Here is a 14,261-nt window from a genome sequence, read left to right as displayed (position 1 = left end):
AGCTCAGGCGCTAGATTAATCACGTGGCAAAAGAATCCCGTCCCACCCGCCCCGGCTTCTGGGAAGAATGGTCGCTGACCACCAAGCTGCTGGCCATCATGATGTTGCTCATGCTGCTCGTTCTCTCCGGAACGAGTGCTTGGGTGCTCGAAAATCTCCGCGACAGCCTCGTCGAGCGCACCGATGAGAGACTCATCAATGCCTCGGAGACCCTTGCGAAGCAGGCCTATCAGGATGTGTTCCAGCCTGCCCAGCTGCAAGCGACACAGTCGAGTAAGCATCAGACACCGGATTCGGGTAAGGACAGCCACGGGTCGGATTCTTCGACCGAGACTCCCACCACGATCGATTCGAGCTCGTGGGATGAGCTCAAGAGCCTGATGCCCGAGGGATTCTACGTTCAGTTCTATGACACGAGCGGCAAACCGATCAGCGACCCTGTGGCTCCGGAGTCGGGCAACCGCCCGATCCTGCCGAGGATCAACGAGTCCCAGGTCTACTCACGCGGCGGTGAACCATTCACCGTCACGGGGACCAACTCGAAGTGGCGAGCGCGAGCGATGAAGGTCCAGAACACCGATGTGCTCGTCTCGATCGCGGTGCCCTTCGATCGCGAAATCGACAACATCAACGAACGTGCCCGCAACACGATGATCGGCATCGGACTGTTGGCTCTGGCCTTGGTCGCAGGCGTCGGATACTGGGCGATCAACAACACGTTCCGGCCGCTGCGTGACATTGAGAAGACTGCTTCACGGATCGCAGCCGGTGACCTGAGTCAGAGGGTGCCGACGTTCCCTCGCAACACCGAGCTCGGCCGCCTCTCGGGTGCGCTGAACACGATGTTGGGCCGCATCGAGGATTCCTTCGACGGACAGACGCGATCGGAGAAGCGCATCCGCCAGTTCGTCTCCGACGCCTCGCACGAGCTGCGCACACCGTTGGTCACCATTCGCGGCTATGCCGAGCTCTATCGGCAGGGTGCGATTACGAAGTCAGATGACATCGGCAACGCCATGGAACGCATGGAGTCCGAAGCCAAGCGGATGGGCGTACTCGTCGACGACCTCGTCGTCCTCGCCCGTCTCGATGAACAGCGACCTGCCGAGATCGGGCCCATCGACCTCCATCGAATCGCCCGCGACGCCGCCGCCGACGCGGCTGCCCAGGCTCCCGACCGCGACATCAGCTTCATCGGACTCGATGGAGAGGACGCGCAGCCTGTGCCGATGATCCGCGGATCGGAGTCGAAGATCCGTCAGGTCATCATCAACCTCGCCGGCAACGCTGTCCGACACACGCCAGAGCACACGGCCATCGAATTCGCCGTCGGCGTTGTCGGAGGCAGCACCGAGGCTGCTGCGGACTCAGCAGAGTCTGCAAATGGCCAAGGTACCGGCACCAAGACCGGTTCGAACAAGGTGGTGGCGAACGCGAACAAGTCAGCGGCGAAGGACAAGTCCCGCGAGCGCGGATTCGTCACCGGCGGTGTACGCATCTTCCGCCGAGGCGACTCCACCGGCAATGATCAGAGCGACGCTCAGACACCGACCGGCATCGTGCCGGACATGACAGCAGCGGGGTCCATCACCGTCGACGAATCGCTGCGCGGTTTCCCCAACGGGCGAGTCAGGATCGAGGTGCGCGACCACGGCGACGGGATCGACCCCGAGGTCGTTCCTCGGATCTTCGAACGGTTCTACCGCCTCGACGTCTCCAGGACTCGCGACACCGGCGGGTCCGGCCTCGGACTCTCCATCGTCAAAGCGATCGTGGAGAACCACCACGGCTCGATCACAGTGCACCAGACACCGGGCGGCGGTGCAACGTTCCGCATCGATCTGCCCATCTCAGAAACTGAAGACAGCGCTCCGGACGCACGAAAGGACGAGCGATGAGCAGCAACGACCCTAACAATCAGGGCTACAACTCCAACAACCGGGGACGGCACGGGGATCAGGACCACCGCACGTTCCCCACAGATGCAGATGGCTCACGCGACTCCTCAGACGTCCCCCGCAACTCGACTGCAGGACCTCAAAGACCCACAGACGGGTCCCGCCGTTCGGCAGAGATCCCACGCACCTTCCCGAACGGGTCGAACAGCGCCAACGGTTCGAACGGCCCGGCCCGCGTCAGCCCACCCGTCGCGCCCTCGGCCCGACCGACCGGCCCGAACAGCCAGAACAGGCAGAACGGTCCGGACAGCCCGGAGCAGGACCAGGGCCAAGGCGGCAATGCTGGTCAAGGCCAGGCTCCATGGCAAGGACAGGACCCCAGGCAGGGCCAGAGGTTCGATCACAACCAGGATCAGAATCCCCCGCAGGGACAGCCGACTCGCGCTCAGCCCCCTGTTGATGGTTCGAGAGGCCAGACCGGCCAGCCCGGACAGCCAGGCCAGGGACCGAGCCAGAACTACGGCAGCAGCCAGCGCTTTGACCGCAGCCCAGACAATGGCACCAGCAGTCACAACGGCTACCCCTATGCCAGAGCCACCACACCCAACGGACCAGCGCAGGCCGGCCCCAACTCCCCCACTGATGCCAATGCCCCATACGGCACTCCGTATTCTCAGGGTGCCGGACAGCCTGCACTTGGTGCAGGAGTCGGAGTCGCTGCGGGAGCGGGTGCAGGCGCCGCTGCCGGCACAGGCGCAAATGCCCACGGTCATTACGGCAATCAGCCGAACCAGGGCGGGTACCCCGCTTCCGGTTCCGCGGGATTCCAGTCCGGGCCAGGGGGTCCGGGTGGGCCCGGCGCGCCAGGAGGCCCAGGAGGACCGGGAGGCCCCGGGCCGTACGGAAGCGAAGCACCACCTCGGCGAGAGAAGCGGGGACCGGGCTGGGGTGCGACCATCGCCATCGCGTTGATCGCCGCCCTGCTGGGCGGAGGTGCTGCCTTCGGCGGGAGCTACGCGGTCAGTGCCCTCGGAGGGGATGAACCGCGCAAGGTCGCCGGTCAGACGATTGAAACCCCGGACTGGACCGAGGTCGCGAAGCAGACGTCCCAGAGTGTCGTGTCGATTCAGGTCGGCACCGATGGCAAGGTCCAGGCTCTGGGTTCGGGCTCGCTCTACGACGACCAGGGGCACGTCATCACGAACAACCACGTGGTGGCCCCGGCAGACACGCCCTCCGGTGAGATCGCGGTGACGATGAAGAGCGGTGAGACGATGAAGGCCAAAATCGTCGGGCGCGATCCGTCGACCGATATCGCGGTCATCAAACTCGACCAGGTTCCCAAGGACGTCGATCCTCTGCCCGTCGGCGACTCGAAGAAGATGAAGGTCGGAGACCCGGTGATGGCATTGGGCAACCCCCTCGGCCTCGCTGACTCGGTCACCACCGGCATCGTCTCAGCCCTCGACCGTCCTGTGTCGACGGAGAACATCGGCGAGGACGCGACTTCGCAGGAGAAGGAGATGACGATCACGAACGCCATCCAGACGGATGCGGCGATCAACCCCGGCAACTCCGGCGGCCCGCTCGTGGACGGCGATGGCAACTTCATCGGCGTCAACTCCGCTGCCGCCTCATTGAGCCAGGCAGGTGAGGACGGCCAGTCGGGATCGATCGGCATCGGGTTCGCCATCCCCTCTTCACAGGCTGTGATGATCGCCGACCAGCTCATCGCCAACGGCAAGGCGCTGCACCCGTTCCTCGGGATCACGCTCACGGACGGACAGATCAACAGCGGCGGCACCACTCGCGGCAGCGCCAAGGTGCAGTCGGTGCAGTCCGGATCACCAGCAGCGAAGGCAGGCTTCAAAGACGGCGACGACATCGTGTCCGTGTCCGGGACAAAAGTCAACAACGCGATTGCGCTGCGTGCGCTCGTCCGCGCACAGCCGACGAACTCTCCCGTCGATTTCACGGTGATCCGCGGCGGACAGGAACAGACGTTGAAGACAACGCTGGTACTGAAGTAGCACCACTTGAGTGCAGATCGCTGTGGATGGCGATCTGACTCATGTGCGTTGAGGGTGTGGACAGCCAAGCGCTATCCACACCCTCTTTCTCTGGGCTTCTTCCAGCGCGAGCGAGCGGTGATGCTGATGAGAGTCCCGGTCCCTCGTACCGAGTTCCGGTGCCCACCGTCAGGAGAAGTCATGAGTTTCGAAGTCGACGCCGAACGCGTCTCATCTGCAGCCGCTTCCACAGCAGGAACCGCGCGCACACTTGTTGCGGAGTCCAACACGATGCTGAGGAATCTTCTCACCTTGCAGGAGTGTTGGAAGGGAAGCGCTGCACAGAACTTCCAGACAGTCATCAATGAGTGGGAGGGCGCACAGAAACAGCTGTTCGAATCGCTGACCTCGATCCACGGGGCGCTCAACACAGCGGCCGCTCAGTACTCTGAGGTCGAAGCCGCGAATTCCCGGCTCTTCGCCCCCTGAGCGCCAAGCCCCCGACAGCATGCCACGGCATGCTGTCGTCGCCGATTCTCGCCTCGATTATCTGTTCGAGTTCTGTGTCCACGTCTGGCAAATTGTCAGCCTTTGTTAGTAGGCTGATAGCGATAGTTCGCGGCGGTGCTGACAGGGTTTCTCCAGGTACGGAGACGATCGGTCTGTAGCGTCGGGTCAAGACCAATGCAGGAGTCGACTACGGATGAGCATCTTCCAAAGGATCGCGGCGATCTTTGGCGCCAAGGCTAACAAGGCACTGGACAAAGCCGAGAACCCCAATGAAACCCTCGATTATTCATATCAGAAGCAGCTTGAGCTGCTGCAGAAGGTACGCCGCGGTGTTGCCGATGTCGCCACCAGCCGCAAGCGCCTCGAACTGCAGATCACTCAGCTCGAACAGCAGCAGTCCAAGCTCAGCGGTCAGGCCCAGAAGGCCATGGAGATGGGCCGCGAGGACCTCGCTCGTGAGGCACTGACCCGGAAGTCCGGTCTTGACCAGCAGATCACCGATCTGCAGGGACAGCACGAGGGCCTCCAGGGCGAAGAGCAGAAGCTGACACTGGCATCACAGCGGCTGCAGGCCAAGGTCGACGCCTTCCGCACGCGGAAGGAAACGATCAAGGCCACATACAACGCGGCGGAGGCACAGTCGAAGATCGGCGAAGCCTTCTCAGGCATCTCCGAAGAGCTTGGTGACGTCGGCCTCGCCGTCCAGCGCGCCGAGGACAAGACGGCTTCGCTCCAGGCACGGGCTGGTGCCGTCGACGAACTGATCGCTTCGGGCGCACTCGAAGATGTCACCGGGTCTTCGAAGGATGACATCAGTTCACAGCTCGATGCGCTCTCCAGCGAAAACGATGTCGAGATGGAACTCAACCGGATGCGTGATTCGCTGCCAGCCTCGTCGAACAAGCAGCAGCAGTCGCTTGAAGGCGAGGAGCAGCAATGATTATCCGCATCATGGGCGAGGGCCAGTACGATGTCGCCGACGTCGACCAGAACCTGATGCAGAAATACGACAACCAGGTCGAAGACGCCGTCAACGTCGGCAATGAAGAAGCCGCCAGGAACGCTCTGCACGCCCTCCACGACTATGTCGTCACAAACGGCAAGGCTGTCGACAACGACTACCTGGGTTCGAGTGAGGCCGTTATACCGTTCGTCGATGCGACCCTGCAGGAGATCACGGAGCTCCTCACCGGTGAAGGCTTCATCCCGGATCCAGCGTGATCCGCACAGCCTGATCCGCACTGCTTGACCAACACATCTTGATATCGAAGGCTCCGGCCCATTGCCTTCACCCAAGGCTGTGGGCCGGAACTGCCAGACCCAGAGAGGAACCACGATGAAGAATCGCTTCGTCAAGGACAACGGGCTCACCATGCGCATGGGGTGGACGATCTTCCTCAACGGACTCATCTATGTGGTCCTCATTCTGGCCATCTGGTGGATCTTCGGACAGAGTATCCCCGGGGTCATCTTCGCTGTGCTCATCAGCGCGGGCGCGTTCTTCTTCCAATGGTACTTCTCCGACAAGATCGCGATGAAGGCCATGGGAGCACGGGAGGTCTCCCCCGAAGAGGCCTCCGAACTGCACACGATGGTCGACCGGCTCTGCCAGCTCGCCGATTCGACCAAGCCTCGCGTCGCGGTCTCGAACTCGGCAATACCCAACGCCTTCGCCACCGGCCGTTCGCCGGAACGATCGGTCGTGTGTGTGACTCGCGGACTGCTTGAAAAACTCGACCGTGATGAGGTCGAGGTCGTGCTGGCGCACGAACTCTCCCACGTCGCCCACCGTGATGTCACTGTCATGACCGTCGCCGGGGTCACCGGAGTCCTGGCCGCACTGATGATGCGCGCCGGCTACTACATGAGCTTCGGACGGTCGAACAACAACAACGGCGGTGTTCCCATCCAGCTGGTGTTCCTCCTCGTCGGGGCCGTCGTCTACGGTCTCTCGTTCCTCCTCATCCGCAGCCTCTCGCGCTACCGCGAGCTTGCCGCAGACAGGGCAGCAGCCATCCTCACCGGCGCGCCCTCGACGCTGGCTTCGGCACTGACGAAGCTCAGCGGGGACATGAGCAAGATCCCGGAGAAGGACCTACGTTCTTCAGCCTCGGCCAACCACCTGGCTCTCATTCCCGCAGTCAGCGGCAAGGCAGCCCTCGGACAGCTCTTCTCCACTCACCCCTCGCTGGACAAGCGGCTGGCACAACTGGCGAGGATCTCCGGGCAGCTTTCACAGCAGCAGTGACGATCACTGAGCTGACCGCAATCGCACCGACCGACATCCACTAGGAGTTTCATGGGTTTCTTCGACGCGCTGTTGGGCCGTTCCAAACCGAAACGGGCCAACCTCGACGACCTCTTCGCACTTCCTCCAGCCGCGCTGACGCTCGAAGCTGCAACAGGCTTCAAGCCCACCGGTGTCGGAGCAGTGGCGTTCCGACAAGTCGAGGGCGCGGCGTTCCAGTCCGCTGAGTCCGAGAGCATTGCCCTCATCAGCTCCGACCCGGCCGCGAACGTGTCACAGCGCAACGATGGCTTCGGATACACCTGGCAGGTCGTCTCCGACACCGACGCCGAGGTGGTCAATCTCGTGACTAATCTGCACGCTGTGAATTCGGCCCTGGTCAGCCAGGGCTTCGATACCATGCTGCTGTGCTCGACCGTCTACTTTGCCAACCCGGATGGGCGCCGCCTGGCACTGGTCTACCAGTACAAACGCGGCACGTTCTATCCGTTCGCACAGTCGGGTGCCAAGCAGCGAGACAATCCTCTTGAGATTCAGGTGCGCGGTGTGCTGGCCAACGAACTGCCGTTCGAGGATGACACTTCACGGTGGTCGGCGCTGTGGGATGCACCGGGGCTCAATGACTCCCCCCAGTCGAACGAAGAACACTGAGCGTTGAGCGTTGAGCGCTGAGCGCTGAGCGCCCAAGAAACCTGATACGAAGAAGGGACGTCCCCGCGGGGACGTCCCTTCTGCAATGTCTGTCTGTATCAGTTCGTATCAGTTCAGCTGTGTTGCCTGCAGCGGTTCAGCGACCGATGCGACGCTGGTTCGTGAGTCCTATTCGGTCGCGACCTCGATGACCTCACCCAGAGCTTCGACAGTGTCTCCGGGCCGAATTGTGGCACCTCGGCGAGTTTCGACCTCACCATTGACCACGACTTCGCCGTCGGCGATCATGTCCTTGGCCATCGCGCCATGTTCGGCGACGCCATGGAGTTTGAGCAGCTGACCAAGTTTGATCGACTCGCCGCGGATCTCAATTGTCTCCATCAGAATATGTCTCCCAGATCGAATCCGTCGCCTCCGAAGAGACCTCCGCCATCGCCGCCATCTCCGCCGAAGAATCCGCCGCCGTCACCACCAGCATCGCCACCTCCGGCGTCACCGCCAGCCATGTCACCGCCGCCGTCGCCATCCCAGCCACCGCCGCCCATACCGCCGAACATCATCGACCCCATCAGCACACCGGGCAGAAGCCCGGAACCTGCGTAGGAGTTGAAGTATCCGCGGTTGTATTCGGCGTAGGCAGGACCTGCTTCCCAGTAGGCGCGGCGAGTGTGTCCGTCAGCGGTCACGACCTTGCGCACCGCAGGATCCGCACCCACCGCGACGCGCTCGGCGTCGGCAGCGCAGACAGGGACGGGTCGCAACTGACCACCGGCTGGCGCCCAGTCGATGTCTTCGGACGAGGGTCCGTGCTGCGGGTTGAAGAAGCATGGAGGACGGCGCACGGGCAGCGGCTTGCCGTCGACACGAGCGCGCACGCACTTGGCGGCATAGCGGCCGTCTTCGAGAGCCTCGGTGACACTGCGGATATCGGAGGGTTCGGCGACATTGTCGAGCGTCTCCTTCGCAACGTCATAGGAGTCAAGTGCCTGTTTGTAATCCTGCGAGCCACCGGTGTCGAGTTCGACTCCAGCGGTGAGGACATCCAGTTCGGCGACTTCTTCGCCAAAGGACGTCACGTCTTCTCCGGCGGTCTTCGTCACCTGCTGGAGCTCGGAGGCTGCGAGTTCCTTCTTACGTTGTTTTTCCTTGCGGTAACTGACGAAGAAAATGGTGCCGAGCACCACGAGTACTATCAGGAATACTGGTCCCACGATCTATGCCTCCCAGCAGAATGAGTCACCATTTAGTATGCCGGACGAATCTGACAAGCGACTGAACCGAACCCTTGTGTCGGCTCAGTTCTCAAGGTCCGACACCACTCTCCGATGAAGAGTTCAGCTCATTCGCGGCAGGATCCGGCAACCACTTCACGATGAGTCAGGACTGCTTTCAGCTCAGGTGGCTCAGCCCCTTGACGAGGGTTGCGGTTCCTCCGCCGAGAGCGAGGATGATCATGGCAATCCGAGCGGTCGAGGCTTCGACCTTCTTCGACAGCCAGTCTCCGCTGACAAGTCCGGCGATGAGGACCGCAGCGATCCCGATCCACACGGGTGCCGCCAGCTGCGGCCATGCACTCTCGTCGAATACGGCTTTGAAGATGACCGCCGAGGTTGTCCCGACGACGAGGAACGGCTGCAGGGTTGCGGCGAATGTCCGCTGATCCCACCTGGTCAGGACGGCATAGGCGCTGACGGCAGGACCGCCCGTTCCCGCAGCCGCCGACATCGTGCCGGAGAGGAGACCGGTGGTGAATTTAGTGCCGAAGTTCGCGGGCATCGTCTTGCCTGTCCGACCGATGACCATGGAGCTGATGAGGGAGGCGATAATGAGCGCGCCGATGAGTATCTGCAGTGGTGGCGCCGGGAGTGCCGCGGCCAGGAGAGCTCCGGGAATCGTGCCGATGACGGTCCCCAGCGTCAGCTTCCAGAAGGCTCCCCAATCGGCCTCTCGCCAGGTGCGGGCGAAGACGGTACCGCTGGCCACGATGCCGCAGATGTTGACGAGCACCACACCGGAGAACGGGTCGAGCAGAAGCACGAGGAATGGGCCGCTGACCAGGCCGAATCCCATTCCGGTCACCCGCTGCGAAACTGCGCCCACGAACACCGCGAACAAGATGAGCACGACGACGGGTTCCATTTGCTCAAGTCTAGTTCAGACCGCTCATCCGGGCGGGGTTACAGTAAGAGTCATGAACAGTTCCCCTCTGTGGTCACGATTCAGCGCGGATCCGCGTGCGCATGGGCAGGTGCGCGCCTCCGATGCCGATCGCGCTGTCGTGACCGATGTGCTGTCCGAGGCGTATGCCTTGGGCCAGATCGATGCAGAGGAGTTCGATGAGCGCAGCGAGGCTGCCAATCACATGAAGACCTTGGGAGAGGTCCCCGATCTCGTGCAGGATCTCATCATCGCCGAGGCTGGCGAGCTCGACCCGGGGGAACTCGACGATTCCGCTCGTGCCCAAGCTCTGGCCCGGTTGAACGCTGATCGTGTCCCGATCACTCCCGAACAGATCGATGCGGCCGCACAGAAATATTACAAGGACCGTGTGCGGGCCGCGCTCCTTGGAATGTTCGCGGGACCTGCAGGCGTGACGCTGGCGATCTGGGCCGCCACCTCATTCGCCCAGGGGAGGCTGATCTTCTTCTGGCCGATCTTCGTCATTCTTCCGATGCTCTTCGGCGCGATCTCGCAGATCTCCAACAAGCAGAGCCTCATCCGCAAACGCAAGCGCGAGCTGACCAAGCGGGCTCGAGCTCACTTGGGTGATGCTGAGGCCAAACGTGAACTTGAGGCGCATAAGACGGGCTTGGAGGACGAGGATGAGGACTTCGGAGACACATTCGGCAACGGATTGCAGCCTCCGCACCCATTGGCTCCCCCATTTTCACCGGGGCATGAGTCGACGCGCGATGAAATGCGCAGGCGTCGGGATGAACGCCGACGTCGACGCAGAAACCCCTGGGACTGACAGAACCGAATCGCTTCGGTCGTAACCATTCGCGAGGAACGAACCGTCAGAGCCGTCAGAGCCGGAAGGTCCGAATCTGAGCGAATTCCTCTGCCTTGTTGTTTCGGAACCAGAACGTATCCGAGAAGTAGCCGATGTCCTCCCCATCACTCGAATACTCCCACTGCCCCCAGGCAGCACCAGCCTTGCCGTGAGTGATGGCCGCCTCCAGATGACCGGCCACTGGGTTCGAGGCGCAGAGACCCAGCAGTGCTGCGACGACCTCGTCACGGCCGGTGCTGGTCTCGACTCCCCCGCTGCCGACGATCTGGAGTACGCAGTCCTCGGCGACCACCTCGGCGAGGGCCGACTCATCGCCTATGAACAGGTTCTCTTCGAACCGGGCCACGAACATGTTCTTGGGACTGTTCGCGCAGGACTCTGTGCCGGTGAATGTCATGGCACTCAGGCTACGGGAAGGACGCTGGACATAAAAGAACCGTGCCGGCACCCTTTCGGGCACCGGCACGGCTCTTCGAGCGAAAAGGGCTGATCAGAAGCCCATGCCGCCCATTCCGTCCATACCGGCAGCAGCTGCGTCAGCACCTGGTGCAGCCTTCTCAGGCTTGTCGGCGACAACCGACTCGGTGGTCAGGAACAGACCGGCGATCGAGGCGGCGTTCTGCAGGGCAGAGCGGGTCACCTTGACCGGGTCGTTGATGCCAGCGGCCAACAGGTCCTCGTACTCACCGGTTGCGGCGTTGAGGCCGAATCCGGCTTCGAGGTTGGCGACCTTATCGGCAACCACACCGGCTTCGAGGCCGGCGTTGGTGGCGATCTGCTTCAGCGGAGCTTCGATGGCAACCTTGACGATGTTGGCACCGGTTGCTTCGTCACCCTCGAGTGAGAGGTTGGCGAAGGCGGTCTTGCCCGCCTGGATGAGCGAGACGCCGCCACCGGCGACGATTCCCTCTTCTACAGCAGCCTTGGCGTTGCGCACTGCATCTTCGATGCGGTGCTTGGTTTCCTTGAGCTCGACCTCGGTCGCAGCACCGGCCTTGATGACTGCAACACCGCCGGCCAGTTTGGCCAGACGTTCCTGCAGCTTCTCACGGTCGTAGTCCGAATCCGAGTTCTCGATCTCGGCACGGATCTGTGCGACCCGGCCTGCAATCTCCTCGGCGTCTCCGGCACCTTCGACGATGGTGGTCTCGTCCTTGGTGATGACGACCTTGCGGGCGGTGCCCAGCAGTTCGGTTGTCACGTTGTCGAGCTTGAGCCCGACTTCCTCGGACACGACCTGACCTCCGGTGAGGATGGCGATGTCGGCCAGCTGAGCCTTGCGGCGGTCTCCGAAGCCAGGAGCCTTGACGGCCACGGACTTGAAGGTGCCACGGATCTTGTTCAGCACGAGAACCGCGAGAGCTTCGCCCTCAACGTCTTCGGCGATGATGAACAGCGGCTTGTTGGACTGCTGAACCTTCTCGAGGACGGGCAGCAGATCCTTCACGTTCGAGATCTTGGAGTTGACGATGAGGATGTAAGGATCCTCAAGGACAGCTTCCTGGCGATCAGTGTCGGTCACGAAGTAACCGGAGATGTAGCCCTTGTCGAAGCGCATACCCTCGGTCAGTTCGAGCTCGAGTCCGAATGTGTTGGACTCCTCGACGGTGACGACGCCTTCCTTGCCGACCTTGTCGATGGCCTCGGCGATCAGTTCACCGATAGCAGGATCTCCAGCGGAGATACCGGCGGTAGCGGCGATCTGTTCCTTGGTCTCGATGTCGATGGCGTTCTCGAGCAGGACACCGGTGACGGCTTCAACAGCCTTCTCGATGCCACGCTTGAGGCTGAGCGGATCAGCACCGGCTGCCACGTTGCGCAGGCCTTCGCGAACGAGAGCCTGAGCCAGAACGGTAGCGGTGGTGGTGCCGTCGCCTGCAACGTCGTCAGTCTTCTTGGCGACTTCCTTGACGAGCTCAGCGCCGATCTTCTCGTAGGGATCCTCGAGTTCGATCTCCTTGGCAATGGAGACACCATCGTTTGTGATGGTGGGTGCGCCCCACTGCTTTTCGAGCACGACATTGCGGCCGCGTGGTCCAAGGGTTACCTTGACCGCGTCAGCAAGCTGGTTGAGACCCGCTTCGAGTCCCCGACGAGCTTCTTCGTCGAATGCAATCATCTTTGCCATAGTGGCTTAGATCCTCCCTGATGGAGTGGAGTGGGAATCCAGCGCAGTCGTCAACGCCCGCGACGGCAGAGAGTATGCCCGCATGTTCCATTCCACATATGGACAACGCTCTCGAGACGACTGATGAGAAACCCATGGTTTTCACCACTACTAGATTTAGCACTCTCCCCATGCGAGTGCAAATATTGAGGGACTCGCCGAGGTGGCTCACCGCCCCCGATCCCTGTACCGGCGCGGTTTCGGCTCAGCGCGAAACCGCCGGGGCGTGTGGTGGGCGTCCGTGAAGTGGTCGTCCGCAGAGGAGCGGTCGTCCGCAGAGGCGCCTTCTGTTTGCGCCTTCGTCCGCTGGCAATTGCACACTCTGAGTCGGATTGAGTTGGTTGCAAACCAACTCAATCCGACTCAGACGGTAGAGACAATGCTCGCCGTTGCCCCGAGCTCTCGGCATCAACCCGGGCGCTGACTCATACGGGCCTCAATCGGCCCCAGACAACTGAAAAGCGCCAAGCAGTTGCCTGCTTGACGCTTTCCCCACTCGGAGGGATTCGGGCCTTGGCCGTGATCCCGCCGAAGCGGATCAAAAGACTTTACGTACGTGAGTCTCAGAGGAGGGTGACGGATTCCGCCTGAGGACCCTTTTGTCCTTCTCCAACTTCGAACTCAACCTGCTGGCCCTCTTCGAGAGCGCGGTAGCCGTCCATCTGGATTGCGCTCCAGTGAACGAACACGTCCTGGTTGTTACCTTCCAGGGTGATGAATCCATAGCCCTTTTCGGCGTTGAACCATTTGACGGTACCTTGTGCCATTACTTCTCCATACAGTGCAGTGTCATTGACATTCCGTCACCCCATTGCGACCGGTCTGGCCGCGCTGCGGACAACGGAAGCTAGTAAAACTCAACCGACCCCGCGATTTCTCTCATTGACCTCTAGAGAATGATCTCGGTGAAGTACGAATAGAACACAAGGGCAGTGCTTGCCTAGCTGATGCAACTCTACCCCAGGGGCGGACAGGTCCCCCGAGCACTCAACACTGTTATCGATTCGTTATACAGCTGCCGTGGAAGAGTTCACTTCCGCGCGAATCCGCGCTTCGACGGCCGGCGCGAAGCCGTGCGAAAAGCGCTCGGCTATCAAGGAGAGCTGATTCCGGCCCCACCACTTCAGCTGTTGCCTGACCGCATCAGTTGTTGTCGGTGACACCGGCTGTGCCGGATTCTTCGCCGTCCTCGTCCGAGCCGCCTTCGCCCGAACCGCTCTTGCTGGGTTCGGGCCCGCGCTCAGCGATGTCCGAGCAGATGACGACGGTGATGTCAGCATCGAAGTCCGTCGACGCTTCCGTGGCCTCGATGCCGAGCGCATCGGCGACCATCTTCGCCTGAGCCTTGTTCGCTTCGTCCGAATAGTAGACCGTGGACACGTTCAAACCGGTCGAGTAGTTGCCGACCTGGCCAATGCCCCACCCCTTCTCCTCCACTGCCTCGGAGAACTTCTTCGCGACTCCGGAGACTCCGGAACCGTTGAGGACATCGACCTTCAATGAGGAATCGGCGACGCTGACTTCGCTCTCGCTTGGCGATGGACTCGCCGAGGCGGTCTTATCGGATCCGGATTCGCCGACGTTTGACTCGGGGTCCTTCATCGACGAAGTGATGATGTTGATGGCCGCAACGACCAGCAGAACGGCAACAAGGGCGAGGATGATGACCAGTGCGATAGCACCGACATTCGACTGCGCTGAGGAGTCCAGTCGATGGGCTCCGCTGCGCCGGCCTGTTTCGATCTCGTCGAATTCGTCAGTCATG

15 protein-coding genes are annotated in these 14,261 nt (G+C 61.7%); 8 read left to right on the top strand and 7 right to left on the bottom strand.

The window, feature by feature from the left end; translation table 11 throughout:
- The first annotated feature begins 23 nt into the window (after nt 1-23).
- From INT29_RS07445 to pspAB, 7 genes are all read left to right on the top strand, one after another.
- Complete coding sequence (locus tag INT29_RS07445; RefSeq protein WP_193071251.1) at nt 24-1,898, top strand: sensor histidine kinase; 1,875 nt, start codon at nt 24-26, stop codon at nt 1,896-1,898.
- Nucleotides 1,895-3,928, top strand: coding sequence for a trypsin-like peptidase domain-containing protein (locus tag INT29_RS07440; RefSeq protein ID WP_193071250.1), 2,034 nt, complete (start codon nt 1,895-1,897; stop codon nt 3,926-3,928). The genes INT29_RS07445 and INT29_RS07440 overlap by 4 nt, the downstream gene beginning before the upstream one ends.
- A gap of 180 nt (nt 3,929-4,108) precedes the next feature.
- Complete coding sequence (locus tag INT29_RS07435) at nt 4,109-4,396, top strand: WXG100 family type VII secretion target (protein ID WP_101574580.1); 288 nt, start codon at nt 4,109-4,111, stop codon at nt 4,394-4,396.
- A gap of 214 nt (nt 4,397-4,610) precedes the next feature.
- Nucleotides 4,611-5,357 (top strand): PspA/IM30 family protein, encoded by a 747-nt coding sequence (locus INT29_RS07430; protein WP_101574581.1) that lies wholly within the window; start codon nt 4,611-4,613, stop codon nt 5,355-5,357.
- Nucleotides 5,354-5,638 (top strand): PspA-associated protein PspAA, encoded by a 285-nt coding sequence (pspAA, locus tag INT29_RS07425; protein WP_193071249.1) that lies wholly within the window; start codon nt 5,354-5,356, stop codon nt 5,636-5,638. Before INT29_RS07430 ends, pspAA begins: the two co-directional genes overlap by 4 nt.
- A gap of 115 nt (nt 5,639-5,753) precedes the next feature.
- The gene (gene htpX / locus INT29_RS07420; protein ID WP_101574583.1) at nt 5,754-6,665 is read left to right on the top strand and encodes a zinc metalloprotease HtpX; all 912 of its coding nucleotides are present in this window, start codon (nt 5,754-5,756) and stop codon (nt 6,663-6,665) included.
- 51 nt (nt 6,666-6,716) lie between these two features.
- Entirely contained in the window at nt 6,717-7,316 is a 600-nt protein-coding gene (gene pspAB, locus INT29_RS07415; RefSeq protein ID WP_101574584.1) for a PspA-associated protein PspAB, read from the top strand.
- Between the two features lie 168 nt (nt 7,317-7,484).
- Here the strand turns inward: pspAB and INT29_RS07410 are convergent, their stop codons facing one another.
- From INT29_RS07410 to INT29_RS07400, 3 genes are all read right to left on the bottom strand, one after another.
- Nucleotides 7,485-7,697, bottom strand: a complete 213-nt coding sequence (locus INT29_RS07410; protein ID WP_101574585.1) for an RNA-binding S4 domain-containing protein — start codon at nt 7,695-7,697, stop codon at nt 7,485-7,487.
- Nucleotides 7,697-8,497, bottom strand: a complete 801-nt coding sequence (locus INT29_RS07405) for a hypothetical protein (RefSeq protein WP_319020859.1) — start codon at nt 8,495-8,497, stop codon at nt 7,697-7,699. Before INT29_RS07405 ends, INT29_RS07410 begins: the two co-directional genes overlap by 1 nt.
- Nucleotides 8,498-8,705: 208 nt before the next feature.
- Nucleotides 8,706-9,455, bottom strand: coding sequence for a sulfite exporter TauE/SafE family protein (locus INT29_RS07400; RefSeq protein WP_101574587.1), 750 nt, complete (start codon nt 9,453-9,455; stop codon nt 8,706-8,708).
- 52 nt (nt 9,456-9,507) lie between these two features.
- Between INT29_RS07400 and INT29_RS07395 the strand changes: the two genes are divergently transcribed.
- Entirely contained in the window at nt 9,508-10,287 is a 780-nt protein-coding gene (locus INT29_RS07395; protein ID WP_101574588.1) for a DUF1707 domain-containing protein, read from the top strand.
- A 55-nt stretch (nt 10,288-10,342) separates the two neighbouring features.
- Here INT29_RS07395 and INT29_RS07390 read toward each other — a convergent pair whose 3' ends face one another.
- The 4 genes from INT29_RS07390 to INT29_RS07375 all read right to left on the bottom strand — a co-directional run bounded on the left by INT29_RS07390 (nt 10,343) and on the right by INT29_RS07375 (nt 14,260).
- Nucleotides 10,343-10,726, bottom strand: a complete 384-nt coding sequence (locus tag INT29_RS07390; RefSeq protein WP_193071247.1) for a hypothetical protein — start codon at nt 10,724-10,726, stop codon at nt 10,343-10,345.
- A 93-nt stretch (nt 10,727-10,819) separates the two neighbouring features.
- Nucleotides 10,820-12,457 carry a chaperonin GroEL gene (gene groL, locus INT29_RS07385; RefSeq protein WP_193071246.1) on the bottom strand — a complete coding sequence of 546 codons (1,638 nt, stop codon included), beginning with the start codon at nt 12,455-12,457 and terminating at the stop codon, nt 10,820-10,822.
- 602 nt (nt 12,458-13,059) lie between these two features.
- The gene (locus tag INT29_RS07380; protein ID WP_009881874.1) at nt 13,060-13,263 is read right to left on the bottom strand and encodes a cold-shock protein; all 204 of its coding nucleotides are present in this window, start codon (nt 13,261-13,263) and stop codon (nt 13,060-13,062) included.
- 376 nt (nt 13,264-13,639) lie between these two features.
- Nucleotides 13,640-14,260 (bottom strand): LytR C-terminal domain-containing protein, encoded by a 621-nt coding sequence (locus INT29_RS07375; protein ID WP_101574289.1) that lies wholly within the window; start codon nt 14,258-14,260, stop codon nt 13,640-13,642.
- Between the last annotated feature and the right edge of the window lies 1 nt (nt 14,261).

This window comes from Brevibacterium sp. FME37 (assembly GCF_014897485.1).
Lineage (GTDB): Bacteria > Actinomycetota > Actinomycetes > Actinomycetales > Brevibacteriaceae > Brevibacterium.
Note: the sequence above shows the minus strand (reverse complement) of the source record. Positions and strands in the feature narration are given on the sequence as shown.

Excerpts from the sequence above, each read along its gene's own strand:
- INT29_RS07430 (WP_101574581.1), top strand. The coding sequence starts at position 4,611 with ATGAGCATCTTCCAAAGGATCGCGGCGATCTTTGGCGCCAAGGCTAAC.
- htpX (WP_101574583.1), top strand. The coding sequence starts at position 5,754 with ATGAAGAATCGCTTCGTCAAGGACAACGGGCTCACCATGCGCATGGGG.
- pspAB (WP_101574584.1), top strand. The coding sequence starts at position 6,717 with ATGGGTTTCTTCGACGCGCTGTTGGGCCGTTCCAAACCGAAACGGGCC.
- INT29_RS07395 (WP_101574588.1), top strand. The coding sequence starts at position 9,508 with ATGAACAGTTCCCCTCTGTGGTCACGATTCAGCGCGGATCCGCGTGCG.
- INT29_RS07400 (WP_101574587.1), bottom strand. The coding sequence starts at position 9,455 with ATGGAACCCGTCGTCGTGCTCATCTTGTTCGCGGTGTTCGTGGGCGCA.
- pspAA (WP_193071249.1), top strand. The coding sequence starts at position 5,354 with ATGATTATCCGCATCATGGGCGAGGGCCAGTACGATGTCGCCGACGTC.
- INT29_RS07380 (WP_009881874.1), bottom strand. The coding sequence starts at position 13,263 with ATGGCACAAGGTACCGTCAAATGGTTCAACGCCGAAAAGGGCTATGGA.
- INT29_RS07410 (WP_101574585.1), bottom strand. The coding sequence starts at position 7,697 with ATGGAGACAATTGAGATCCGCGGCGAGTCGATCAAACTTGGTCAGCTG.
- INT29_RS07440 (WP_193071250.1), top strand. The coding sequence starts at position 1,895 with ATGAGCAGCAACGACCCTAACAATCAGGGCTACAACTCCAACAACCGG.
- INT29_RS07435 (WP_101574580.1), top strand. The coding sequence starts at position 4,109 with ATGAGTTTCGAAGTCGACGCCGAACGCGTCTCATCTGCAGCCGCTTCC.
- groL (WP_193071246.1), bottom strand. The coding sequence starts at position 12,457 with ATGGCAAAGATGATTGCATTCGACGAAGAAGCTCGTCGGGGACTCGAA.
- INT29_RS07390 (WP_193071247.1), bottom strand. The coding sequence starts at position 10,726 with ATGACATTCACCGGCACAGAGTCCTGCGCGAACAGTCCCAAGAACATG.
- INT29_RS07375 (WP_101574289.1), bottom strand. The coding sequence starts at position 14,260 with ATGACTGACGAATTCGACGAGATCGAAACAGGCCGGCGCAGCGGAGCC.